General features: G+C 44.9%; 18 protein-coding genes and 1 tRNA gene. 3 read left to right on the top strand and 16 right to left on the bottom strand.

From position 1 onward, the window contains the following. Window positions 1-317: 317 nt before the first annotated feature. From fucP to BLT07_RS09380, 5 genes are all read right to left on the bottom strand, one after another. A complete protein-coding gene (fucP, locus tag BLT07_RS09400) occupies window positions 318-1,658 on the bottom strand; it encodes an L-fucose:H+ symporter permease (protein WP_091868024.1) in 1,341 nt (446 codons plus the stop codon). Between the two features lie 72 nt (window positions 1,659-1,730). Further along, on the bottom strand, window positions 1,731-2,522 hold the full coding sequence (locus BLT07_RS09395) for an SDR family oxidoreductase (protein ID WP_091868022.1): 792 nt from the start codon (window positions 2,520-2,522) through the stop codon (window positions 1,731-1,733). 21 nt (window positions 2,523-2,543) lie between these two features. Continuing rightward, a complete protein-coding gene (locus tag BLT07_RS09390) occupies window positions 2,544-3,557 on the bottom strand; it encodes a zinc-binding alcohol dehydrogenase family protein (protein ID WP_091868020.1) in 1,014 nt (337 codons plus the stop codon). A gap of 49 nt (window positions 3,558-3,606) precedes the next feature. After that, a complete protein-coding gene (pgi, locus tag BLT07_RS09385; protein WP_091868018.1) occupies window positions 3,607-5,253 on the bottom strand; it encodes a glucose-6-phosphate isomerase in 1,647 nt (548 codons plus the stop codon). A gap of 200 nt (window positions 5,254-5,453) precedes the next feature. Continuing rightward, the gene (locus tag BLT07_RS09380) at window positions 5,454-6,473 is read right to left on the bottom strand and encodes a LacI family DNA-binding transcriptional regulator (protein ID WP_091868017.1); all 1,020 of its coding nucleotides are present in this window, start codon (window positions 6,471-6,473) and stop codon (window positions 5,454-5,456) included. A gap of 296 nt (window positions 6,474-6,769) precedes the next feature. On the opposite strand from BLT07_RS09380, the gene kduI reads away from it, so the two are divergent. Next, complete coding sequence (gene kduI / locus BLT07_RS09375; RefSeq protein ID WP_091868015.1) at window positions 6,770-7,609, top strand: 5-dehydro-4-deoxy-D-glucuronate isomerase; 840 nt, start codon at window positions 6,770-6,772, stop codon at window positions 7,607-7,609. A gap of 39 nt (window positions 7,610-7,648) precedes the next feature. After that, complete coding sequence (locus BLT07_RS09370) at window positions 7,649-8,848, top strand: DUF4861 domain-containing protein (RefSeq protein ID WP_245726486.1); 1,200 nt, start codon at window positions 7,649-7,651, stop codon at window positions 8,846-8,848. A 163-nt stretch (window positions 8,849-9,011) separates the two neighbouring features. On the opposite strand, the gene rpiA is transcribed toward BLT07_RS09370, so the two are convergent. From rpiA to BLT07_RS09330, 10 genes are all read right to left on the bottom strand, one after another. Further along, the gene (rpiA, locus tag BLT07_RS09365) at window positions 9,012-9,686 is read right to left on the bottom strand and encodes a ribose-5-phosphate isomerase RpiA (protein ID WP_091868011.1); all 675 of its coding nucleotides are present in this window, start codon (window positions 9,684-9,686) and stop codon (window positions 9,012-9,014) included. Window positions 9,687-9,732: 46 nt separating this feature from the next. Then, window positions 9,733-9,894 carry a hypothetical protein gene (locus BLT07_RS20950; RefSeq protein WP_175455292.1) on the bottom strand — a complete coding sequence of 54 codons (162 nt, stop codon included), beginning with the start codon at window positions 9,892-9,894 and terminating at the stop codon, window positions 9,733-9,735. A 191-nt stretch (window positions 9,895-10,085) separates the two neighbouring features. Continuing rightward, window positions 10,086-10,156 (bottom strand) — tRNA-Cys (locus tag BLT07_RS20945). Window positions 10,157-10,407: 251 nt separating this feature from the next. Next, window positions 10,408-12,219, bottom strand: a complete 1,812-nt coding sequence (locus tag BLT07_RS09360) for a RagB/SusD family nutrient uptake outer membrane protein (protein ID WP_091868009.1) — start codon at window positions 12,217-12,219, stop codon at window positions 10,408-10,410. Between the two features lie 16 nt (window positions 12,220-12,235). Next, on the bottom strand, window positions 12,236-15,451 hold the full coding sequence (locus BLT07_RS09355) for a SusC/RagA family TonB-linked outer membrane protein (protein ID WP_217633304.1): 3,216 nt from the start codon (window positions 15,449-15,451) through the stop codon (window positions 12,236-12,238). A 347-nt stretch (window positions 15,452-15,798) separates the two neighbouring features. Then, window positions 15,799-17,214: a purine-cytosine permease family protein gene (locus BLT07_RS09350; RefSeq protein WP_091868007.1), complete on the bottom strand. Its 1,416-nt coding sequence runs from the start codon at window positions 17,212-17,214 to the stop codon at window positions 15,799-15,801. A gap of 14 nt (window positions 17,215-17,228) precedes the next feature. Then, the gene (locus tag BLT07_RS09345) at window positions 17,229-18,380 is read right to left on the bottom strand and encodes an alpha-hydroxy acid oxidase (protein WP_091868005.1); all 1,152 of its coding nucleotides are present in this window, start codon (window positions 18,378-18,380) and stop codon (window positions 17,229-17,231) included. A gap of 184 nt (window positions 18,381-18,564) precedes the next feature. Continuing rightward, on the bottom strand, window positions 18,565-19,944 hold the full coding sequence (locus BLT07_RS09340) for an FGGY-family carbohydrate kinase (RefSeq protein WP_091868003.1): 1,380 nt from the start codon (window positions 19,942-19,944) through the stop codon (window positions 18,565-18,567). Between the two features lie 24 nt (window positions 19,945-19,968). Next, window positions 19,969-21,249 (bottom strand): sugar isomerase, encoded by a 1,281-nt coding sequence (locus BLT07_RS09335; protein ID WP_091868001.1) that lies wholly within the window; start codon window positions 21,247-21,249, stop codon window positions 19,969-19,971. Window positions 21,250-21,366: 117 nt separating this feature from the next. Next, window positions 21,367-23,472, bottom strand: coding sequence for a bifunctional aldolase/short-chain dehydrogenase (locus BLT07_RS09330; protein ID WP_091867999.1), 2,106 nt, complete (start codon window positions 23,470-23,472; stop codon window positions 21,367-21,369). A gap of 146 nt (window positions 23,473-23,618) precedes the next feature. On the opposite strand from BLT07_RS09330, the gene BLT07_RS09325 reads away from it, so the two are divergent. Continuing rightward, entirely contained in the window at window positions 23,619-24,665 is a 1,047-nt protein-coding gene (locus tag BLT07_RS09325) for a GntR family transcriptional regulator (protein ID WP_091867997.1), read from the top strand. Between the two features lie 43 nt (window positions 24,666-24,708). Here the strand turns inward: BLT07_RS09325 and BLT07_RS09320 are convergent, their stop codons facing one another. After that, window positions 24,709-25,011 (bottom strand): hypothetical protein, encoded by a 303-nt coding sequence (locus BLT07_RS09320; RefSeq protein ID WP_091867995.1) that lies wholly within the window; start codon window positions 25,009-25,011, stop codon window positions 24,709-24,711. Window positions 25,012-25,055: the final 44 nt, after the last annotated feature.

Raw genomic sequence — 25,055 nt, 5'->3', positions numbered from 1 at the left:
GTGGTCGGTAATCCAAATTTTATTTGCTGATTCGTATTTAATGGGAATGCTGATATCAGGCTTACGGGGTATCTAGGAGTTCCCCCTGAACATCATTAAAGACATGCGGATTGGCCTAATTGATATTTAATTCATGAAGAGCATATTTAGACTTTTTCTATTATCTACGATGATAGAGTCATAAGGCCTTATTTTCTGATTTCGAAAAACTGTAGCCCTGTTATGCTATTAAAAAATGACTTTATCCGCCCTCAAAAGCCAATATTCTTGGGACCAAACAATACCTCTAAATGAGTTCGAAAAAAGTATCGCTTGGGTCAAACTTCGATGTTGCTTTGTGAAAATTTGAAACTGCTGTATCCGTACCAAGCGACCACAGCTAAGCAAATCAGAGGCAGGATAAAGGAAAATTTGACCTCGGGGATAAATCCGAGAACCTGTACATCCGCGAAACCATCACCGCCCCAATCTAGGATGCTTCCCTGTAAAACGGGCATCAACGCGCCGCCTACAATAGCCATGACCAGACCTGCGGAACCGATTTTAGCCTCCTCGCCCATATCGTTCAACGCAATTCCGTAGATGGTCGGGAACATGATCGACATAAAGACCGATATCCCTACTAACGATATAAGTCCGATCATTCCCGGAAGCAAAATGGCCCCTGCGGACATGATAACCCCGCCAATACCGAAGTACATCAAAAGTTTGGACGGGTCGATCGTTTTCATCAGCAAGGTCCCGATCCATCTTCCTGTCAGAAAGAGCACCATGGCGGTTACGTTGAACCAAGTGGCGGTCAATTGTTCCGATTCGGGAAGGCCCACATTCAGATTGTCGACATATTGAAAAATATAGGTCCAGCACATGATTTGGGAACCCACGTAAAAGGCTTGTGCAACAACCCCCATGATATAGTTTTTGTTGCCTAGCAATTTTTTAAAGGATTTGGAAACGGACATTTTTTCTTGGTCCGGGGTTTTGGGAATTCTCGTAAAAAGGATGATGCCCATAATGACCAACACCAAAATTCCAAGAGCGATGTAAGGAATGCTAATAATACCCAGATCGTTTTCTCTAATGGCGGACAATTCTACGGATGAAAGCGCCGCATAGGCATCGGGCGCATAGTCATCGGAACGTAGGGCACCGATTACAAATACTTGGGCAATAATCATTCCGGTCAGAGATCCCATAGGGTTGAACGCCTGTGCCAAATTCAATCGCCTTGTTGCAGTTTCCTTAGCGCCCATGGCCAATACCAAGGGATTGGAAGTGGTTTCTAGAAATGCCAATCCACAGGTCAGCACCCATAGCGAAATCAAAAAATAACTATATTCTTCGTAGGCCGCCGCAGGATAGAACAAAAAGGCACCTATGGAGTAGAGCACCAATCCCACAATAATGCCGGACTTATAGCTGAACTTTCGGATGAATAGGGCTGCGGGAAGGGCCATAAAAAAATATCCGAAATAAAACGCGAACTGCACTAAGGATGCCTGTACGTTCGAAAGTTCGGGCATCACTTTTTTAAAGGCCGAGACCATAGGGTTGGTGAGGTCGTTGGCGATGCCCCATAGGGCGAACAGCGAAGTGATGATGATAAATGGAAATAATAGTTCTTTACTTACTACGGGAATTTTAGATGGTTTACGCATTGGAAGTCAGTGGTCAGTGGAGGTTAGGTTGTACAATAAAGGCATTCCGTCAGGTCTAATCCGTTATCGGACTTACTTTGTCAGCAATGCGCGGTCTAAATGGACATAGCCACCATCGACAAAAATAAACTGGCCGGTGGTGTGAGACGAACGGTCCGAAATGGTAAACAGGCAAGTGTTGGCAATTTCTTGGGTGGTGGTCATCCGGTTATCCAACGGGATTTTATCAACTATGGATTTCAGTTTTTCCTCTCCGTTCTCCAAGCTATTTATCCAAGTTTCGTACGAGGGCGTCCAACTCTCCGCAATGATAATGGCGTTCGAACGTATCCCATATTTTACTAAATCGACCGCCCATTCGCGGGTCAGGCCGAGAACGCCCCCTTTGGCGGCGGCATAGCCCGATGTATTTCCTTGCCCGGTCAAGGCGACCTTGGAACCGATGTTCAAAATATTTCCTTTCGATTTTTTCAATAGGGGCAGGGCATGCTTCACAACAAGGAAATAGCTCACCAGGTTCAGCTTTAGGGAATCCATAAATTCATCGTAAGTGGCATCAAGGCCCACACCGTCGTTAACTCCTACGTTATTGAGTACGACATCGATACGCCCATATTTTTGGGCAATGGTATCCAGCGCTTTTTTTATCTCATCTGGTCGCATGACGTCGGTTTGGCAGAAAATCGCATCAATGCCATTTTTCGTTATTTCCTCCACGTACTCCCCCCCACGCTCATTTCTATCGATAACCGCGGGAATGGCACCTTCTTCGACCAAGCGTTGCAGTATGGTCTCTCCGATACTCCCTTCCTTTCCAGCCGCCCCGCTGATGACGACTACTTTGTTTTTCAAGTGTAAATCCATGATAATTCAAATTTTACAGGTTCAAAAATCTACAGTGGCCTTGATTACCCCGTTCGCGGGATCAAGCCAACCGTCGAAATTGTCAATCATATCGTTGTAGCCGACATTATGAGTGATAAATGAGTCAATGGGGAATCTTCCCTTTTCCAAGACGGAAATCACATGCTTGAAATCCTCCAAGGTCGCATTGCGGCTGCACAGTAGCGTCGTCTCCTTAGCGTGTAGGGCAGGATGGTTAAAATTAAGTTCCCCCTTGGATAGTCCCACCAGCACATACCGACCGCCGTGCGCCATATAGTCCGGCCCGCTTTCTAAGGCCCCTTTGTGACCGGTGGCATCGAACACTACCGTGGCCATATCGCCATTTGTTATTTCAGCGACTTTGTGTACGGCTTCCGTACCTGCCTGCACTATGTAATCGACTCCTATGTCTTTTTTGGCATAGGCTAGCCGTTGCTCGTTCATATCGATTGCAATCACCGTGGCGCCCGCAATCTGCGCGAGTTTTAGAATCCCGATTCCGATGGGGCCGCACCCGACGACCACAATGGTTTCAGTAGATTTCAATGCGGCCCGGCGAATGGCATGTGCCCCGATGGCCAACGGCTCTACCACCGCCATTTGATCGTTGTCAAGCTGTTTTGCCGGTATCAGCAAATCAATGGGAACACTAATATACTCTTGCATGCCACCGTCGGTATGTACGCCTAAAACTTTTAAATTAGTACAGCAGTTTGGCTTGGCGTTTCGGCAAGCGATACATTTGCCGCAGTTTACATAAGGCATGACCACCACATTATCGCCCACTTTGATGCCCTGTGGATTTTCGCCGATTTCCACTACTTGGGTCGCCAGTTCGTGGCCCAATATTCTGGGATAGGTAAAAAAGGCCTGATTGCCGGCATAGGCATGTAAATCGGTACCGCAGATACCCACTTTTTTGACCTTTAGTAAAGCTTCTGTTGGCTTTTTTCGGGGGGTATCCTTTTCCTTTAGTACAAATTCACCCGGTTTTTCACATACAATATACTTCATTCTTGTTCTGCTTTCAAATTTTTAAAAAATTGGCGGACTAAAAAAATACTTACTTCCGCCATTCTTTGTATTGGTTGATCAAACCGTTGGTAGAAGAATCGTGAGAGTCAATCTTTTTATCCCCATCCAATTCGGGAAGTACTTTTTTGGCCAATTGTTTCCCGAGTTCCACCCCCCATTGGTCAAAGCTGAAAATGTTCCAGAGAATGCCCTGGGTGAATATTTTATGTTCGTATAACGCGATAAGGGCACCCAAGGAAAAAGGCGTAATTTCTTTTAAGAGGAAGGAATTGGTAGGTCGGTTGCCCTCGAATTCCTTAAAGGGAACCAATTTTTCCCTTTCTTGCTCGTCCATACTTTGCAATTCTTCGGCCACTTCTTCCGCGTCCTTGCCGTTCATGAGCGCTTCGGTCTGGGCAAAGAAATTGGAAAGCAGAATGGGATGGTGTTTCCCTATGGGATTATGGCTGATGGCCGGCGCAATAAAATCACACGGAATAAGGGGTGTGCCTTGATGGATTAGTTGATAAAAGGCATGCTGGCCGTTAGTGCCCGGCTCTCCCCAGACAATGGGGCCGGTAGGGTACGAGACCGGATGGCCGTTGCGATCTACATGTTTCCCGTTACTCTCCATATTTCCCTGTTGGAAATAGGCGGAAAAGCGGTGCATGTACTGATCATAGGGTAGTATGGCCTCGGTTTGGGCTCCAAAAAAATCGGTATACCATAGCCCTATAAGGCCCATGATGACGGGAATGTTTTCTTTAAAGGGGGTCGTCCTGAAATGAACGTCCGAAGCCTCGGCTCCTTTTAATAATTGTTCAAAATTATCATAACCGATTGTCAGGGCAATAGAAAGTCCGATACTGCTCCAAAGGCTATAGCGACCGCCGACCCAATCCCAAAAACCGAACATGTTATCCCTAGCTATTCCAAAGGCCATGACATCCTCTTCATTGGTGGAAAGGGCCACAAAGTGTTTAGCGACGTACTTTTCGGCTTTGGCGGATTTTAAAAACCATTCCCTGGCCGTATGCGCATTGGTCATGGTCTCTTGCGTAGTAAAGGTCTTGGATGCAATAAGAAAGAGGGTTTCCTCGGGATTTAATTGTTTCAGTGTCTCTGAAATCTGCGTTCCGTCGATATTGGAGACAAAATGCGCTTCTATTCCCTGTTTCCAGTACGGACGCAAGGCCTCGGTAACCATAACGGGACCCAAATCACTGCCACCGATGCCGATGTTGACGATATGTCTAATAGTTTTTCCGGTATATCCCTTCCATTTTCCGGAATGGACTTTTTCGCAAAACGCCTTCATACGCTGGCGTACTTCTTCGACTTCGGGCATCACGTCTTTTCCATCGGTACTAACCGGTTTCCCCGAGAAATTCCGAAGGGCGGTATGCAACACGGCGCGGTCTTCGGTCTCGTTGATTTTTTCACCGCTAAACATAGCTTCGATGGCCGTGTTCAAATGACATTCCTCGGCCAGTTCGAATAAGAGATTCATCGTCTCATCGGTAATCCTGTTTTTCGAATAATCGAATAGCAGATCTTTAAAGACAAGTGACATGGTTTCAAAACGCTTTGGGTCTTCGGTGAAAAGGTCTTTGATCTGCAGTGCCTTCATCTTTGAATGATGTTCGGTCAAGTCTTTCCATGCCGAAGTCTCGGTAGGATTTACTTTAGGTAGCATACGCTATATATTTAAGTGAGTTCTTTCATTTTATTCCCTAGCCCGAATGTAGCAATAAAATCGCATCTTTTGAACAGGATATCGGAGTCTTTGAATCTTCGGTGAAGAAAAGTATAATGAGTAAATTATGTTTTGAAGACATTTTTTGCATGTTTTGGTTCCGAATCCTCGGGAGGGCTCAGCGATTTCGGGGGATATGTTTACTTTCGTTTCGTCGAATCTCGCACAATCAATTTCGGTTGTACCATTATTGTCCGGTCATTGACCAGCGTATTGCCGTTTTCAAAGTAATCTAGCAACAGATTACAGGCCAAACGTCCGATTTCCTCACCGGATTGGTCCACGGTGGTCAACGAAGGTTCGATGACCGCCGAAGTCGGTTCGTTGCTGAAGCCTGCGATAGCGATATCCTCAGGAATCTTTACGCCGGTACTTTTTAAATAGTCCATCACTCCGATAGCGGCTAAATCATTGGCAGAAAAAATACCGTCCACACCATCAAGTTCTTTCAAGATCTTAGCAGCCAAACGATTGCCGTCGGCTTTGGACAGTTTGGAGACCAATACCAGGTTTTTATCATAGTCTAGATTATACTTCTCCAATGCCTGTCGATATCCCTCGTGCCGGTTTTTATAGATTTCTACGTCAAGAGGTGCGGTGAGATGTACAATTTTCTGACATCCTTTTTGTATCAGGTGTTCCGTCGCTTCGAAACCGCCCCGCACATCATCGATCAAAACCTTGCCCGTGTGCTTCATTCCGGCGACATGCCTATCAAAAAAGACAAGAGGTGTACCGTTTTCAACACATGCGGTCAAATGGGAATGGTCTTGCGTTTCCATCGAAACGGAAATCAAGATACCATCTACACGGTTTGCCATTAAGTTACTTATGATTTTTCGCTCGCGATCCACTTCTTCCAAAGATTGACAAATGATCACGTTATAGCCTGCCTGATAGGCCATTTCTTCGATACCGGCAATGGTTGATGAAAAGAAATAGCGCGAGATCCGCGGCACGACTACGCCAATGGTATTGCTTCTGTTACGGCGTAGGTTAGAGGCCAGCATATTTCGCGTATACCCTAACTCGTTAGCCTTATCCATAACCCTCTTTTTGGTCTTGGCCTTCACGCGGTCACTATCGTTCAATGCCCGTGAAACCGTTGAACTGTCTATGTTCAACGCCTTGGCAATCTCGTGGATGGTGGTTTTTTTCATGGACTGGTGGACAAAACTCCCAAATAATTTTGAGAAGGTATGCTTTCAAAGTTATGGATTTTATATTAAATACAATCGATTGTATTAAATTTACTATATTTGTGAAATTCGTTTAAACATCCTGCAACGATGTTTTTACCCTTAACTAGTTCAGGTCAGGCAATTGATCTTAACCCTCGAAATTGTAAGGTTGGTTCTTATTGTAAGGTTGGTTCTTATATTTAGGACAATCCACAGTAAATTGCTAAGTATAAACACCAAAAAATCTAACGTTTAATATCTAAATTTCAAAAAAAATGCCGACGAAGTTCGAAACACGTTACGCTACCAATCCGGAAGCTACGAAACAACTGGATACCGATGGATTACGGAAAGAGTTCCTTATCTCGAATCTTATGGAAAAAGGTAAAATCAACCTCACCTATACCCATTACGATCGTTATATGGCTGGTGGTGCGGTGCCCGATCAACCTTTGAAATTAGAAGCTATCGACCCTCTTAAAGCTGAATATTTTCTAGAACGTCGTGAACTGGGTGTCATCAATGTTGGCGGTGACGGATCGGTCGAGGTCGACGGAACTGCCTATGAACTTGCCTATAAAGACGCGTTGTACGTCGGGCAAGGTGCGAAAGAGGTCGTTTTCAAAAGTAAGGATTCCGGTACGCCTGCGAAATTTTATCTAAATTCCGCCCCCGCGCATAAAAGTTATCCTACTAAAAAAGTGGGCATGGCAGATGCCAATAAATTAGAACTGGGATCTCTGGAAACCGCAAATCACCGTACGGTCAACCAAATGATTATCGGCGGAATAGTCACCACCTGCCAATTACAGATGGGAATGACGGAACTGAAAACCGGAAGCGTTTGGAATACGATGCCCGCGCACGTTCATGATCGCCGCATGGAGGTCTATTTTTACTTGGATGTGCCCGAAGGCCAATCCGTCTGCCATTTTATGGGCCAGCCCAAAGAAACCCGTCATATTTGGATGCAGAACCACGAAGCGGTCATTTCGCCGCCATGGTCCATTCACTGTGGCTCCGGAACGTCTAACTACACCTTTATCTGGGGCATGGCCGGCGAGAATTTGGACTATGGTGATATGGATGTTGCCAAAATCACGGAACTACGGTAGTAAAATCATCGAATTAAGATACCATTTATAACCAGCAGTATGAACTCAAAACAACTAGCCTTTATTTGTTTAACAGGATTGTTTTTTATGGGATGTGCCGAAAAAGAAGCCCCTGTAAGGAAAAAAATCGTGGTGAGCAATACCATGGACACGAACCGGGAATTTGAAACCGTTTCCATTCCCATCGATTCCCTAGACATTGACGCGACCGATGACAAAAAAGGAAGAATTGTTATTATTGATGATGCGACGCAAAAACCCATACTCAGTCAAACCATCGATTCCGACGGTGATGGCACCGATGATATGGTTTTGTTTCAGCCTGAGATTAAGGCGACATCCGAAATGGTATTTTCCGTGTCCAGCAGCGATTCTACGGCAGCAACCGCTAATGACAGCGTTACGCGGTGTTACTCCCGTTTCGTGCCGGAACGCACCGACGATTATGCTTGGGAAAATGACCGGGTCGCATTTCGGACTTACGGTCCGACCGCCCAAAAAATGGTGGAGGATGATGTAAAAGGCGGTACGCTTTCCAGCGGTATCGATGCTTGGCTAAAACGTGTGGATTATCCCATCATCAACAAATGGTATAAAAAGGAGTTGGAGACGGATGGTTCCTATCACGAAGATGATGGTGAGGGCCTTGATAGTTTTCATGTCGGTAGTAGTAGGGGAGTAGGGGGCATTGCATCCAAAGATGGCGATACCTATTCCATTTCCAAAAATTTCACGGCTTGGAAACGATTGTACAACGGACCGATACGTACCAGTTTCATACTGACCTATGCGGATTGGGATGCTGCCGGAAAACAAATATCCGAAGAAAAACACATTTCATTGGATTATGGTAGTAACCTTTCGAAATTCGAAATTAGTATCAAAGGAACCGATACGATATCAGCGGGACTCGCCTTACATGAGAACGAAGGTACCATAGGTGTTGGTGGGGAAGAGGGTTGGATAAGCTATTGGGAACCCCATTTCGATTCGGAAATTGGTACGGGCATCGTTGTACCGAATGGCCATATGTTAGGGCATGAAAAATACGAAACCGAAGAAACAGACCGGAGCAATCTATACGCACATATCAAATTAAATGAGGATGGTAAGGCCGTTTATTATGCCGGGTTTGGTTGGAAAAAAAGCGCACAGTTCATGAACCGGACGGAATGGGAAAACTATTTGGAAGCATTTTCTGAGAAATTGAAGAATCCGCTTGTCGTTGAGATGCGGTGATTTGATGATTTTTTTCTAAAAACACGCTGAAATTATAAAAAATAGCGTTTCGAGAACCGAGGTCATGTCCGTTCCAGGCAGTCGAGAACTCAAACCGGCAGACGCCTTTTAGGTCTTAACTGCGCTCGAAATGATAGCGTGTGAATGATTTTACTTTTATGGGTCACTTTTTAAAAATGACGGTACCCTCATCTTTTCCCATAATGATCACATCCGTAGTATCCAAAAAAAGCCCGGTTTCTACCACACCCGGAATATTTATGAGGATATTGTTCAATGCTACTAAATCGTTTTGTTCAAGAACATCGACATCTACTATATAGTTTTGCTCATCGGTCTTGTAGATTTCATCCCCTTTTTTTCGAAGTTCGGGACTCAATCCCATTTCATCCAACTCTGTAATGATATTTTTAGTAGCAAAAGGGATGGTCTCTAGGGGCAGTTTAAATTTCCCCAAACGTTCTACTTGCTTGCTCGAATCGGATATTACGATGTTGAATTTGGAATTGTAAGCCACAATTTTTTCCCTTAGAAGCGCACCGCCGCCGCCTTTAATCAGTTGCAGGTTGGCATCGAATTCGTCGGCACCGTCGATATTGACGTCCAATTTTCCAGCTTCTTCTAGAGTAATAAGGGGAATACCCGCTTCCCGCGCGAGTTGAGCGGTCGTATCGGATGACGGCACTCCTTTTATTGAAAGGCCTGCAGCGACCTTTTCTCCCAAGCCCCGGATCATATGGGCTGCCGTTGAACCTGATCCCAGTCCGACAAGCATACCCTCCTTAATCCAATCTAATGACTTGGCCGCAGCCGTTTTCTTTTCGTAATCCGAATCCATCCTCTTTAATTTTTGGAACTTGCCCGCCCGTGCGACAGAAACAAGTCTAAGCGTTATGCTTTGTCATTAACTCGCGATATTTGGCGAGGTCTTCTTGGGAGTGGTTCCCATAATCATCGATTATGGCGTGTTGAATATTGTTTGCCTTTAAAAAGATGGCGATACGCTCCAATTTTTCGGGAGTTCCCTTGATTTCGATTTTAGCCATGACAGAAAATTTAGTTATAAGGTATGGTGTGTCATGTCAAAGTTAAAAGGACACCTAAGACAATCGTAGATTTTGTGGCAGGTCTAGACAAAAATAATTGCATATCGTAGCTACGGAATTATGTTTTAACCAAGACTTGGTGCAAAAGATACTTTGGTATAGGTGTTGGTTTTAATTTGCCATGACACTTGAGGCATCGAATGGATTCGAACCATTATATAGACTCTTGCGGAGTCTCGCCTAGCCGTTCAGCCACGATGCCTTTTTTGAAAGCCTAAAATTAAACTTTATTTTAGAAAGCTTTAAATTAAAAGTGGCTTTTTATAGGATGGAAGCAATTAAGCAAAGGTTCTTAGAGATTATTTGGAGATTATTTGGAAATATACCGATTGTTTTTTTATACCCTTCATCGTTAAAATTTTATACCGTAGTTACTGCTATGCTAGAAAATTTTGCCTAAAAGGGCATAAAAATGAGTTATGAAAACTCTCCCACAAATTTCAAATCTGTCTTTTAATATCCCGGATTTTGCTGTATGTTCGGATTCTGGTCGATGACATTCTGTGGTATTGGACTCATATACTGTTTCTTTTCGAACTTAGGGGTAAATTTCACCTCCGGTTCCACACTATAGACCCACACACCGGAATTGTTAGAAGGTACCGTATTTCTGATAATCATATTGTGTCTGGGGACACCCATTTTTTCTTCCTGTTGCATGAGACGTTTGTTGTCCCAATATCTTTTATTCTCAAAACTGAGCTCGACCCTACGTTCAGAGTAAATGGCATTGCGCATCCCCTCTTGAGAAAGACCAGAAGGCAGGTCAGGCAATTCGGAACGGTTCCTGATTTTGTTTATCGCCTCGTAAACCGAGGCATCAGGACCCACAGCCTCATTTTGGGCCTCCGCATAATTCAACAAAACTTCGGCATATCGGTAAAAAAGGTCGTTCTGGCCGCTGGCGTCGTTTCCGGGAGCAGCATCCGGGTTGAGCCTTTTTTTCTGGTAATAGCCTGAATCACCAACATCGGTAGAACCTGCAAGGTCTATTTGATTGGTCTTATCGGGGTTCTCATAGGTTTCGTCGATCCGGGTATAGATTGTATCCGTTGCTGGCATCCAATCCAGCCTGTAAGGCGCTCCGTCGTAAACGATAAAATCGTAAAACCGTTTCTCCCTGTTTGCATACGGATTTTGTGGATCGTAACCAGAAGCGGGATCGGTAATGGGCGTGCCGTCGACCATGGCGAATTCGTCCACCAATTCTTGTGTGGGATTGTAATTTCCCCAGGTCATATACTGGCCCAGCACGTAGGTAGGGCCCCCACGTCTTTCGTAGTTGGTACCCATACCAGGGATATTCGCGACTATTTGGCGATCCCAGATTACTTCCGAATTATATTCGTTGGAAGCCCTCCACAAATTGGGGAGGTCGTCAAACAGTTCGTACATACCGCCGTACTCGTCGATAAACTTTTTATTGGTCGCGGCGGCTGTTGCCCACCTGCCGGCATCCGCAGATGCAAAATGAACAAAGTTGCTGGCATCGGGAAGATAGCCTGATCCGCTGTTGAACAACGGGCTGGCGGCAAATAGTTCCAACCATCCTTTTAAAGCCAAGGCAGCGCCCAAAGTAGCGCGCCCCGCATCACCGTCCCCATTGTTGTATTTTGTTTGCAGATAATTATTTTCCACTATTTCCCCTAGCTCGTCCGTCATGAAGTTGAAAGTCTCCTCAAAGCTGCTCCTTGGAATCAGCATCTCTTCCTCGGTCATCGTCGAGCGGTCCAAAGGTATGGTAAGGATGGGAAGTCCGCCGACCTGCATAAAGAATTCACTATAAAAATAAGCCCTTAAAAACCGTAGCTCGTCGATGCGCGCATTGGTGTATTCCGCAGGGAAGTTGTCCTTGTTTTCTTCCAGTTTTTGAATTCCGGTATTGCATTTCCTGATCTTTACGAAAAAGGATTCCCAAGTGTAAGCGTTGGTAGGCCCATAGGTGCCTCCCCAGGGGCTATCATTACTTTGTGCAGGGGCCTGGGAGATACCTGTTCGCCAGTTAGAGGCCGTATAGTAATGGCTTATGTTATAATCGTCGGTATAATAGTCCAATTGTTCGGCCAGTGTAGAAATCCTGGGTATTTCGCTATAAACATCGTTGATAAAGATATCTGCGTTTGATTCGGATTGCCACTGGGTAGCGTCGGTAAGTTTTGATTTATCTTCGTTCTCAAGAAAGGTTTCGCTTTCACAGGATAAGGAAAGCAATAGTAGCATCGAACAAGCGGGAGTAACCCAATTTTTATTAAATAACCTTTTCATAATGTACAATTTTATATTAAAATGAAATATCCATTCCAAAAGCCCATGACTTCATTACCGGATACGAATTCTCACGGTCATCGTAACCCAATTCCGGATCAATATGGTCGAGGGAACTGAAAGTAAGCAGATTTTGGCCGGTCAAATGAAACCCAATGGATGCTATATTCAATTTTTCGGTAATACTGCTGGGAAGCCTGTAACCCAGTGTCGCTGTCTTCAGTCGTAGGTAATCGGTATCTGCCATCCAGAAATCGGATCCCTGGGTGTTATTGGCGTATGGGGACGGGGTTGACCTGGGATATCGTGCATTTTGACGATCAGGCGTCCATCGATTGTCAAAATATTCATAGGCGGTATTGCTTCCGTTATTTTCGAAAGGTACAGTCATAAACTGTCTAATATTGATGTTGGAATTGGCGGTGCCCTGAAAAAATAGGGAAAGATCAAATCCCTTGTATTTTAACGAAGTGTTCATACCGTAGGTAATCGCGGGGTAAACCGGGTAACCGATCACCGTTTCATCGTTCGAATCGATTATGCCGTCAGGTACACCGTCAGGTCCGCTTAGGTCCGCATATCTGATATCCCCCGGGTGAAGATCCCCAAATTGCTGAATCTCGTAGCCATCTGCCGCATTGATAATACCATCGGCGTTCAAATCGTCCGAAGTGGAAAACAGGCCTAGGGATTTATAACCATAGGGGGTGCCAAAAGGTTGTCCTACGCGGGTTCTATTAGGATTGTTGCTTTGGGCATCGGTTTGGAACACCTCTATCATATTGTTCTCGGCATAGCTCATGTTTGCTGAGAGACTGAACAGCAAACCGCTATCCCATGTCTTTTGGGTACCGATGCTTACCTCAAAGCCATTGTTATTCATCTCTCCTTTATTTTCTTGGGATAGGGCAAGTCCATATTCCACGGGTAGAGTAACCTGCGGGGTAAGTAGCATCCCGGTGCGGTCTTCATGAAAATAATCGAACTCTACGTTGAGCAGTCCGTTCCACATGGTCATGTCAAATCCGATATCAAATTTAGTGGAAATTTCCCAGGTTATATTCGGATTGGGCTCATTTTGTATTCGGGAGCCCTGCACGAGGGAACCGTTTCCGAACGCATAAGCGTTGCCGCGTAAATCATAACCGGCGAGGTACTGGAAGGCGGCGAGTTGTCCATCGATATAAGGAAGGTTACCCGATTTTCCCCAGGAGGACCTTAGCTTTAAGTTGTTAATCGCGGTAAGGTTTTCCATGAAACTTTCTTCGGAAATTCTCCATCCGGCCGAAAAGGCAGGAAAATAGCCCCATCGTTCGCCTGGAGCGAAAGAGTAGTGCCCGTCATATCGCCCTGATGCCTCGAAGATATACCTATTTTTGTAGGTATAGCCCAGTCGATAAACATAACCGATCTCGCTGCCGGTACTGGAGGATCCCGAATTGTCATAATCCGCTTTGTCTGAACTGCCGAAACTCAGTTCATCGATTTCAATGGCGAAGTTGTTTCTTCTAGTGGTAAAAAAGTCATTTATGGTCTCCCGGGCCTCCGCGACGAACAGAGCCGAGACTTCATGGTCGCCGAAGGATCGGTCGTAGTTGATATACCCCTGATAGGTAAACTTTTTAGACCGATAATTTTCGAGTTGCAGCCAAGTATAAGGCTGTCCATTACCTTCTTGTAGGGATACGGCCTCCGTAAAGGTATATGGCGTCTGGGACAGGTCGATGATGTCATATTTATAAGGAATATGCCACAATTTATTGTTCTGCTCCAGATTATCATAGGCAAATACGCCTTTTACGCTTAAGCCTTCAATAAATGGTAGTTTTTGTTCTACGGAAATGGAGCTGAGCAAGGTATTGTCCCCGTCCCTCCGATATCCGTCCGAACGTAATACGCCTACGGGACTATTCGCGGATGATTCTCCCCATCTATCCCCACCGGGATACAGCAAAGCTTGGGTTGGAACGAATTTATAGAAGCTTCTGAAGAGGTGGGGCATTGCTTCATCGGCATCGATGCCATCGGTATTCTCGATAGAACCGTATAAGGACATACCTATTTTGGTAGTGGGCGTTACATCAACGTCGAGACTAAGGTCGTAAGTATATCTTTTGTATCCCACGGGTTCGAAGATCCCTTTTTGGTCATAATACCCCAACCCGGCATGATATCGAACATTGTCGGTACCCCCACTAATTTGCAAGTTGTCGATGAGCATGGTACCGTTCTTTTTAAAAACATCCAGAAAGTTGGAGTCCGGGTATCTGAACGGGTCTTCCCGGTGGAGTGCGTTGTAGTTGGACACGAGATTGGGGTCGCTGGGGGGTGTCGTTCCGTTGGGGTTCAGGTTAAAGTAGCCTTCGTTTTGCAGTGACATGTAATCTTGGGCATTGAGCATATCGGGAAGATAGGTCGGACTTTGAAAGGCAAATGAGGTGCTTAAACTCACTTGGGGCTTGCCCGTTTTTCCCTTTTTGGTGGTAATCAGTATGACCCCGTTGGCCCCACCAATGCCGAAGGGCGCCACAGCGGCGGCATCCTTAAGTACGGTTACGCTCTCGATGACGTTCGGATTTATTTGGCTAATGTTGTCCCTTCGTATACCATCCACCACTATCAAAGGATTGGTGTTTCCAGTGGACACTACGCCCCGAACATAAATATCGGGATTGTCGTTGCCAGGCGTACCTCCATTGGGCCTCATACTTACCCCGGACATTCGCCCTGCCAGGGATTGGGAGATATTGGCGGCAGGCACTACTGCTATGTCCTCCCCTTTGATGGAACTAATCGATCCAGTGAGGGAAGTTTTTTTCTGCGTACCGTATCCTACCACTACTACTTCCTCGAGCCCCGCGGCATCCATAACCATAGTCACTTCTATATCGGTCCGATCCGCAACATCGATTTCTTGGGTCTTAAAACCGATATAGGAAATCACTAGGGTGTTGTTGCCCTCCGGTAGTACAATTTCGAAATTACCATCGAAATCGGTGGTGGTGCCCACCGTAGTACCCTTGACCACTACGCTTGCACCAGGCAACGGGGCGCCCGTATCATCCAGAATTATACCGGTCATCGGGGTTTGCTGCGGATGGAATTTATGTAGAGGGGCAGTTGCCGATATGTGGTTTAGCACCAAGGCACAAACTAAAAGCGAAAGTTGCCATTTGGATACTTTTTTGAACATGCCGTTTAACAGCTTGAAAAACGAATCCTTTACTTTCATAATTAAAATTTTTTGGTTGAGGTTTTGATGAATGAAATTTTTAAGTACTATACTGTTCTATCGTGTTCCTGATATTTAAATTATTGGTTATAGATTGGTTAAATTTTGGGGACACAAATGGAATCTGTGTTACTTACGTGGCAACCTATAGGATTAATAGTGTATTTAGTTACTCTGTATAATTCTGACATTCTTTTGGAAGGTCTCCTCCAAAAATAACAAGAATCTTTAATTCAATGTTAATTTTTTGAAGTTTTTATGTGAAATTTTTCAAAAACTAAGGCCATAAATTGTTGAATGACTAATTGACAGAAACTTTCGTACGGATTTAAAATGCCTAAATAGGTCTAATTTGGACGATTTTGAAACCGTTTACTGAAAGCGAGGAATAAAATTCCGCATAACAGCCACGCCGGAAGCGTGACGAACGAGAGAAACACATCGAATTGTATAGAGATAAAGTAGAACAGCCCGAAACTGATGGCCCAGGCCAAGAGCACGGACCTGTTAAATTTCAAATTTGCGATTTCGGCATAGTTTTGCGCAATACCAGCTTGCCGGTAAAAGACATGTTCAAAAACGATGATGGCGCCCACGGGAGCTAATATAAAGCCGTAAAGGGCCACAAAATCTAATAATTTCATGGCAAAAGCGGGAAAAAGACCGGCTATGGTGGCGATGCTGCCCGCTAAGATGGTGACCCAAAAGGTTGATGCTTTTGGTATCACCGCTTGAAAAGCAAGCCCCGCCCTATAGATGGTAGGGTTGGCAGTGGTCCATCCTGCCAAAACAACGGCAATAATTCCAAAAAAGCCAATTGCGTTGTAAGCCAAAGGACCTGGTGCAACGGTAGGAGCTTCGCCTTGCGCTAAAAATGCCTGGGCCTCAGGGGTCTTAACATAAACAGCATAAAGCAGTGCGGCGGCTATCCATGCCATATAGTGGCCCACATACATGCCTGCGGCGGTAGTCCATCCTGAACTTGGTTTTTTGGCAAACCGGAATACCGAAAGGTCCGACATCCCGATGTGCATGGCGGCATTGGCAAACCACGACCAGAAAAAAACATGCCAGAACGTGTATTTGATCTGTCCTGGGAAGGGGTCCCCGCCTTCGCCCCATATTTCCCAAAATTCCGAAAAGCTACCTACACCGAGTTGTTGCAAAGCCACGATGCCACAGGCCAAAAAGGCAAGTACGATTACCGGTGACATCCAGTTGGCGGCCTTTGACACCGTATCATATCCCTTTGAGGCGATCAATGATATGGCAGCACCAATAACAATAACGATAACCACCCAGGTGACCCCATTGGGCATGGTGTCGGTCAGTTTGGGCATTTCCATATCAAATGGAATTCCGACAGCAGTAGCGGAAACGGTGATCATCGCACCAGCTAGAAAACAGAACAATACGCCATTGGCCAAATTATAGCCGATCACTAATTTTTTTCCACAAATCTTTTCCAGATGATAGTATAAGGTGAGCCTTCTTTTGACCGCAATTTCTGCCGTTAAAAATCGCCAGCTCAAAACGGCCATGAGATTTCCGAGCAAAAGACCGATTATCAAATCAAAAGCGCTGACGCCAGTGGTCAGGAATAAGGGTCCGATAACAAACTCGGTTCCGGCGGCGTGTTCTCCGGCATACATCCCCAAAAAGCTTTTCCAGCCTTTTAATTTGGTAGTGGGAACGGGTTCGCGTTCGAATTCCCCCCCCGCTATTTCTTCGATCAGTTCTTCTTCGTGTTGGTTTTGGCTCATGGGTGGTTGGGTTTTTAATTGGTGATCAAATGTTGGGGTAAATCTTCCACCCTTTCGCAACAAAGCTGGTCCATGACCTGTTTGAATTGTGTCTTTAATATGGATATTGTATGATCTCCCCCCGAATTCCCTAAGGCCCCGGCTCCGTACATAAAGGACCGGCCCATAAAAGTGAATTTAGCCCCACAGGCCATTGCTCGGGCGATATCCGGACCGGAGCGTAGCCCGCTGTCCATCATAATCTCAATTTGATCGCTGTATTTCGCGGCAATTTCCTGCATGGAACGGATGGTCGACTGTGCGGCATCCAATTGTCTTCCGCCGTGGTTGGAAACGATTATGCCGTCAAAACCCATGCGGATGGCATCTTCGGTATCCCGTTCCGAGGCGACACCTTTCAACACCAGCTTGCCTTTCCATCTATCACGGATGGGTTTTATTCTTTCGGCATTGAGGCGACCGGAAAAAGTTTTGTCCATAAACGCACCCAACTGCTTTAAGTTTAAGCCTTCGGGGGTATAGGGCTTTAAAGTCTCAAAAGTGGGCTGTCCATATCTTAAGGTGTTAAACGCCCAAGTCGGTTTGCCTAAAATTTGTAGAATGTTAGTTACGGACATTTTCGGGGGCAAGGCCAGTCCGTTTTTGAAGTCCCGCGGTCGATAGCCGAAGGTCGGTACGTCGCAAAGCAAAACTAGAACGGGGCATCCGGCAGCAGCGGCACGATCAATGATATCGTTGCGGATTTCATCTTCCACCGGATTATATAATTGAAACCAGGCGTTTCCTTCGGTAAGTTCGCTGGCCTTTTCAATATCCATCGTTGTAACGGTGCTCAAAATAAAAGGGACGTTGTGTTTGTGGGCGGCCTTGGCCAAAATCGCGGGGGAATTGGGCCACATTAGGCCTTGAAGTCCCACGGGTGCAATTCCAAAAGGAGCGTCGAATTCCATGCCGAGCACCTTGGTTTTCGTGGAACTTATGCCTTGATTTCTCAGATAGCGGGGCTGTAGCTCTACCTCCCGTATTTCCGAAGTATTTCGGGAGATGCTCACATCTTCGTTGCAGCCGCCATCCAAATATTCGAATGCAAATCTGGGAACACGGGTTTTAGCCTTGTTCCTTAAATCATCTACGGAAGGATAATCGGAATTAAATTCCATCGCCATTTATTTTTTAAAGTTATTAGCCACTAATTAGTAATTGAACTCCTTTAGACTTTTTCTTCTACCTACGAATATCACATTTTGAGGCCCTATTTCCTCATTTTTGAAAATCTTAGCCCTGCTATGCTGTTAGAAAATGACTTCATCTGACCTCAAAAGCCGATATTCTCGGTTCCAAAAAATACCTCTAAATGATTTCATTAAGAATAATCGGAATGTGTTTTTTTAACGAATAGTTCTTTTTTAAAAATTTGGAGTTCAGTTTCGTATCCGAGATTGCAATAGCGGCACCCAATGCCGATCCTAAAGACGAATCCGTCGTACGTAGCTCCATATTTCTTAAGTAATGCGAGACCAATTTAATATAAACATCGTTATCACTGAAACCGCCGTCGATATATAATTTTTCGATGTGATCTCCACCGGCTGCAATCTTGATGCTTTCCACTTGAATCAAGACCAGTTCTATCATCAACTGATGGTAGGCATGTTCGAACCGATCGAATTTAAAATGGGTCTCGACGGGCATGTTTTTATCGTTGATACTTATCCATCGAAAGGCGTATTCAAAATCCTTTATGATTTCGTAAAATACCTCATCATCGAAGGCCACCGTCTTATGGGAATCGTCTGGGACATTGTATTTTTTGGATAGTGCCGACACTTGAAGGCTATATTCGTTGCCCAAAAATATCCGGCTGGCCTTCACCGCTTTTCCATTGATCCGCATATAGTTGATACAGTTATTTTGCATTTCATTTTCAGAAAGCGCCGTTTCGGTAAACGGGTTGAAAGCTATGCTCCAGGTACCGGTGGAAATCAGGATAAATTTTTCTTTAATGCTGCGCAAGTAGGGCAGAAGTGCCGCCGAACTATCATGAATACCGACACCGATTTTAATATGGTTGCCGTTATAGTTCATATTGATGCTGGTTTCCGTGGAAACGATAGGAGGGAGGATGTGGTGGATACCCTCTTTATAGACCCATTCGTGATAGTCCTTTTTACCGTAATCCCACAGCGCGGTATGACAGCCGATACTCGTATACTCGCTGATGGGAATACCTGTAAACAAATAGCTGATGTACTGTGGAAGATGTAATGAAAAGGCTATCTTTTTAAAAATTTCAGGTCGGTTATGCTTCAGCCAGTACAGCTGCATGCCTGAATTTAACATTCCCGAATTCGACGATCCGGTATGGGTCGAGAATTTGGTTTCCGGACCATATTTGGTATAGAAGGATGCTATCAATGCTTCATCCAATGGTTTTGTATAGCTGTAAAGGGGTGTCAATACCTTCCCGTTTTCATCCAAATGGACAAAACTGGCACCATAAGTAGAAAAGTTGATGGCCGTAATGTTGAATTTCTTGGAGGTCAGAATCCGATCGAAAACTTCCTTTAGCCAAACTTGTAGGGATTTCAGGTCTTCTGTAGGATGGCCATCTTCGTCCTCGATCAGGTCAAAACGCATATATTCCCGATACACCTCTTGATACTCCGAATCAAAAAGAAAGAACTTTTTGTTGGTCTTGCCGATGTCGAATATGGCGGTTACCTCTTGCATAGTAGTGTTCCTATAGTCCTATTTTTAAAGTCCGGTAGCTACGGAATTTGCACCTCGCTCAGCAACTAATTGTTTTCGTATACCCAACGAGCGATAGGTTTTCAGCGGATGTAAGGCCCCCCCGTTTTGCAACCTGGCTTTTTGCAATAAAGGCCGGACATCGGTTCGATGGGCGTCCTGAAGAATTTCTTGGCATTTGACCACGTCGTGATTTTGCTGCGCTTCGTTCAATGCCTTTTGGTCAACTAGCAAAGCTTTGGCATATGCCTCTTGAATGGCCTCCAAAGACTGTATAATATCTTCCAAAGGATCTTTGATATTGTGGCTGGCATCGATCATCCAAGCAGGGTAGGGGTTCTGGGGGTTGTTCTCCATTCCATAGACCAAGGCGTTGAAAATTAGGAAAAGCGCATAGGGTTTTACGCTGCCCACGGTCAGGTCGTCATCGCCGTATTTGCTGTCGTTAAAATGGAATCCGCCGAGTTTACCTTTCATCATCAATGTCGATACGATTTGCTCGATGTTCGTATTGGGCAGGTGATGGCCAAGGTCTACCAAAGTATAGGCCTTTTCGCCACATTCGTTCGCCAACATAAAGGAGGTACCCCAATCTTGGATTACCGTACTGTAAAAGTTGGGTTCGTAGGGTTTGTATTCGATAAAAAGTTTCCAGTCTTCAGGTAGGCTGGCATAAATTTCCTGTAAACTTTTCTGTGTTTGCTTTAAAGCGGATTGAAAATTGGTCTGCCCCGGAAAAGAAGCTCCGTCCGCCAACCAAACGGTAAGGCTCTTTGAACCCAGTTTATTCCCGATTTTGATAACTTCGTTGTTATGCTCGACCGCTTGTTCCCGAATTGCTTCATCGATATTGCTCAGGGAGCCGAACTTATAGCTTTTTGTGGTATTTTTCTGATCTTGAAAAGTGTTTGAGTTGACCGCATCAAAACTGATTTGATGAGATTGTGCCAATTCTTTTATGGCGGTATAATCTTTCGGAACGTCCCAAGGAATATGTAGGGAAATGGCACCTGCAGTCTGGGTCAGCGCATGAATGGCACCGACATCATCTATTTTTTGTTCTAGAGTACCCGGTTCGCCCTGAAAGCCGAAGCGACCGAAGCGTGTACCGCCAGCGCCTAAGGCCCAACTGGGGATGGCGACTTGGAAATCCGCCAGTTTTTGAACGACATTCTCGACCTCGATTCCGTTTTTGGTCAATCGGTTCGCGATATAATCGAAACTTTCAAGGTGGTCGTCAAGGGATTGTTGGTTCCTTTCTTCTATATGTTGTTTGTCTATTTTCATATACATTCATTTTAGCCTGTTCTTATCCATGTTGTCCTGTTATCCTATTTGGAATAGAGCAGTCAAGTTAGATTTTATTGCTCCAAACAGCCCGGAAATATGCCAGACATTAATAAATTACCGTACAAAAGCATTCGCCATTCCACCATCCACATTGATAATATTTCCGGTGCTTTTATCTAAAATACCGACCAAGGCAAAAACCCCGTTGGCGATATCTTCGGGATAAATAATTTCATTTAATAGGTTTCTTTTGGCGTAGTGTGCGGGGAGTTCCTCAACGGTAATACCATAGGCCTTGGCCCGGCCTTCGGCCCAATCCCCTTCCCAAATCTTACTGCCGACGATAACGCCGTCGGGGTTTACCGTGTTCACGCGGATCTTATCCCCGCCCAGTTCGGCGGCCAAGAGACGCGCCATGTGCTGCTGCGCCGCTTTGGCGGTGCCGTAGCCCACGTTATTTGGGCCGGATACGAGTCCGTTTTTACTGGCGATACTGATGAAATCCCCTCCCAAATCCTGCTTGCGCATGATAGCAACGGCCTGTTTGGCGAGTTCGAATTGACCCTTCACGAGCACGTTCTGCAGCAGGTCCCAATCTTTTTCAGTGGTTTCCTCGAGCGGTTTTGAGATGGCGAGTCCCGCACTATGCACAACGATATCGACGCCTCCAAAATCGAGACAGGCCTTTTTGAACGCATCGGCAATCGATTCGTTTTGGGTCACATCGCAGACGGCATAGCTGGCGGTATCCTTTCCGAAGGTTTTCAGGGCTTCCTGCAAACGGTCTTCGGCAATATCCGTAAGTACCACGTTAGCACCCTCTTCGGCCAGTTTATCAGCGATGGCCTTTCCGATTCCGCCACCTGCACCTGTAACCAAAGCTACTTTTCGGGACAAGGGTTGTTCCTGGGGCTGGCGTTGTAGCTTGGCCTCTTCCAGCAACCAATATTCGATATCAAAGGCTTCTTGTCTCGGTAAAGATGTGTATTCGGTAATCGCCTCGGCACCGCGCATCACATTGATGGCGTTGACATAAAATTCATTGGCGACCCGAGTCGTCTGTTTGTTTTTTGCAAAACTGAACATGCCGACTCCTGGATAGATGATGATTACGGGACTGGCATCGCGCATGGCGGGACTGTTCGGGTGTTTATGGGAAGAATAATAGTCCGCATACTCCTTTTTATACTTTTCAAAAGCCGGTTTTAGTTGCTTCAAAACCGCATCGGTATTAGAAAGGTCGGCGTTGGCATCAAGTTCGAGTACCAACGGCTGGATTTTCGTGCGTAGAAAGTGATCGGGGCAAGAAGTGCCCATGGGCGCCAAGCGTTGCATATCGTTGCTGTTGATAAATTCCAGCACCGTATCACTATCGTTAAAATGGCCGATCATCCTATTTTCAGCGGAACAGAGTCCACGTAATATGGGTATAAGCTGCGCCGCTTTTTCCTTACGTTCTTTTTGTGGCAGGCTTTCGATTTTTTTGCCTCCAAAAACACTAGCGTTTTCTTCGATTCTTTTTGCGACATATTCGGATGCCGTTTCGATGACCTCCAAACTGTTCATATAACATTCATAGGAAGTGTCGCCCCAAGTAAACAGGCCGTGACTGCCCAGAACGATACCCCGGATACCGGGATTATCGTTCAAACATTTTTCCAATTGCAGTCCCAAATCAAAACCGGGACGTTGCCAAGGCACCCATCCCATCGTATCGCCCCAAATTTCTTTGGTCACTTTTTCACTATCCTTCGCAGCGGCCACTGCAATTAAGGCATCGGGGTGCAGGTGATCTATATGTTTAAAAGGAAGTAAGCCGTGTAATGGCGTATCGATCGATGGTGCCTTACTCTCCAAATCATAAATACAATGGTTGAAAAGGCCGACCATGCGGTCTTCATCTTCAAGGCCCCCGTAGACATCCTTCAGGTTGCGGAGGCGTTCGGTGTACAATCCCGCAATCCCTTTTTTGGTCAAGGTGCCGATATCGCCACCGGAACCTTTTATCCACATCACCTCAACTTCGGCATTGGTCAAGGGGTCTTTTTCTATGGTCTTGCAACTTGTGTTTCCGCCCCCATAATTGGTTATCCTCAGATCGGCACCAAGTATATTGGAGCGGTATAAAAACAGCTCGACCTGATCGTTGCCCAGTTCTGCCGCTTTCTTTTCATCCCATAAGTAGTCTACGTAATTGAATTGTTTGACCGTATTGCCCATAATGCTAATTTAATTTTTTTTCTTTCCGCTAAAATAAGATGTGAAATTAAGGTTTGTATCCTGTACTGTACTGTAATCGTAAAATAAAGGGAGAATGCATTATTTTAAAAGAGTTCGTTACCTTACCGATTCCTAAGACGAGAACCATGGACATTTTTAAGTATGTAGAAATCGACGGTCAATCGAGAATTCCTAAATATAGGCAAATCGTTGACTCTATCATCCATAATATTTCGGTCGGCAAGCTGAACATAGATCAAAAAATACCCTCTATCAATAGTTTCAGCGAAGAATATCTACTTTCGAGAGATACCGTTGAAAAAGCATATTCCATCCTAAAAGAGCGACAGATAATCACTTCCATCAGGGGAAAAGGCTATTATATTACCCGTACGAAGTTGCTATCGAAAGTTAACATCCTATTTATGATTAATAAGTTGAGCACGTACAAGATGCGTATCTACAACAGCTTTGTAAATAGTATCGGCGGTAATTCGCACACCGACCTGCATATCTACCATTGTGACAATTCTTTGTTCCTAAATCTGCTGGAAAAAAACAGGAATGCCTATGACTATTACATCATCATGCCTCATTTCAAGACCGAAGACCTGAAGCATATTAGTTATACGGACGAGGTGGTAACGGCCATCAATAAAATCGCGAAGGATAAATTGGTAATCATGGACAATAACAAACTGGCCATTGAAAAGGCCTTTATCGAAATTTATCAGGACTTTGAGAATGATATCTACAATGCATTACAGCACGGGCTGCAAAAAATTAAGAAGTACGAAAAATTGTTTTTGGTCTATCCTGAAAACTCGGTTTATCCCTATCCGAGAAGGATTTTACACGGATTTCGAAAATTTTGCCTTGAATTCTCCCTTGATTTTGAGATACTCGAAGAGATTTACGACGATATCATCCTTAAAAAGGGAGATCTTTTTATCACGATAGAGGAATCTGATCTTGTCAATTTGGTCAACCAGATCCGCGAAAAGGAATTTTCTTTGGGCGGTGATATCGGGGTAATATCCTATAACGATACGCCTCTAAAGGAACTCTTGGGCATTACCTGTATTTCTACGGATTTTAAAATGATGGGCGAGACTGCAGCGCGTATGATTTTGGATAAAACCAAGGGGAAGGTAAAGAATCCGTTTAATTTTATCGATAGGGAATCGCTGTAAACCAGAGCCTGTTAGCACTAAACAGAAGTCACGGATCATTTCATTAATTCTGCCCGTTGGCAGGAAGGTTTTCAGATTTTAGAGCGGTTTTCGCCAAACATAGCGAGCTACCTTGGCAAAAAATATCGAAGAAAGACGAAAAAAGGGTAAGAAAGCCGGTTTCAGGCTTAGTGTCAAAGAGTCCTAATATTTTGCTTTCAGCATCTCCCTTGATGCCTTCTGGATTATTAGGACCGGTAAAACTGTCGTTGAGAGACAAATAAGGGGGGTGATTTGGCTTATTTGTTTCTCCATCTTTCTTGTTCCTTAAAATTTTAACAGGACAGTACAGGATGCGAAGTTTCAATTGGTCGAATATATTTGAACTTAATCCAATAAATTTTTATTTCA

The organism is Pricia antarctica, from assembly GCF_900101815.1.
Taxonomy (GTDB): domain Bacteria; phylum Bacteroidota; class Bacteroidia; order Flavobacteriales; family Flavobacteriaceae; genus Pricia; species Pricia antarctica.
This window is presented reverse-complemented; position numbering and strand designations above follow the sequence as displayed.

Coding starts and splice junctions, on each gene's coding strand:
- BLT07_RS09330 (WP_091867999.1), bottom strand. CDS start 23,472: ATGGGCAATACGGTCAAACAATTCAATTACGTAGACTACTTATGGGAT.
- kduI (WP_091868015.1), top strand. CDS start 6,770: ATGCCGACGAAGTTCGAAACACGTTACGCTACCAATCCGGAAGCTACG.
- BLT07_RS20950 (WP_175455292.1), bottom strand. CDS start 9,894: ATGGCTAAAATCGAAATCAAGGGAACTCCCGAAAAATTGGAGCGTATC.
- BLT07_RS09350 (WP_091868007.1), bottom strand. CDS start 17,214: ATGAGCCAAAACCAACACGAAGAAGAACTGATCGAAGAAATAGCGGGG.
- BLT07_RS09380 (WP_091868017.1), bottom strand. CDS start 6,473: ATGAAAAAAACCACCATCCACGAGATTGCCAAGGCGTTGAACATAGAC.
- rpiA (WP_091868011.1), bottom strand. CDS start 9,686: ATGGATTCGGATTACGAAAAGAAAACGGCTGCGGCCAAGTCATTAGAT.
- BLT07_RS09335 (WP_091868001.1), bottom strand. CDS start 21,249: ATGAAAATAGACAAACAACATATAGAAGAAAGGAACCAACAATCCCTT.
- BLT07_RS09370 (WP_245726486.1), top strand. CDS start 7,649: ATGAACTCAAAACAACTAGCCTTTATTTGTTTAACAGGATTGTTTTTT.
- BLT07_RS09390 (WP_091868020.1), bottom strand. CDS start 3,557: ATGAAGTATATTGTATGTGAAAAACCGGGTGAATTTGTACTAAAGGAA.
- BLT07_RS09325 (WP_091867997.1), top strand. CDS start 23,619: ATGGACATTTTTAAGTATGTAGAAATCGACGGTCAATCGAGAATTCCT.
- BLT07_RS09395 (WP_091868022.1), bottom strand. CDS start 2,522: ATGGATTTACACTTGAAAAACAAAGTAGTCGTCATCAGCGGGGCGGCT.
- BLT07_RS09345 (WP_091868005.1), bottom strand. CDS start 18,380: ATGGCGATGGAATTTAATTCCGATTATCCTTCCGTAGATGATTTAAGG.
- BLT07_RS09340 (WP_091868003.1), bottom strand. CDS start 19,944: ATGCAAGAGGTAACCGCCATATTCGACATCGGCAAGACCAACAAAAAG.
- BLT07_RS09355 (WP_217633304.1), bottom strand. CDS start 15,451: ATGAAAGTAAAGGATTCGTTTTTCAAGCTGTTAAACGGCATGTTCAAA.
- BLT07_RS09360 (WP_091868009.1), bottom strand. CDS start 12,219: ATGAAAAGGTTATTTAATAAAAATTGGGTTACTCCCGCTTGTTCGATG.
- fucP (WP_091868024.1), bottom strand. CDS start 1,658: ATGCGTAAACCATCTAAAATTCCCGTAGTAAGTAAAGAACTATTATTT.
- pgi (WP_091868018.1), bottom strand. CDS start 5,253: ATGCTACCTAAAGTAAATCCTACCGAGACTTCGGCATGGAAAGACTTG.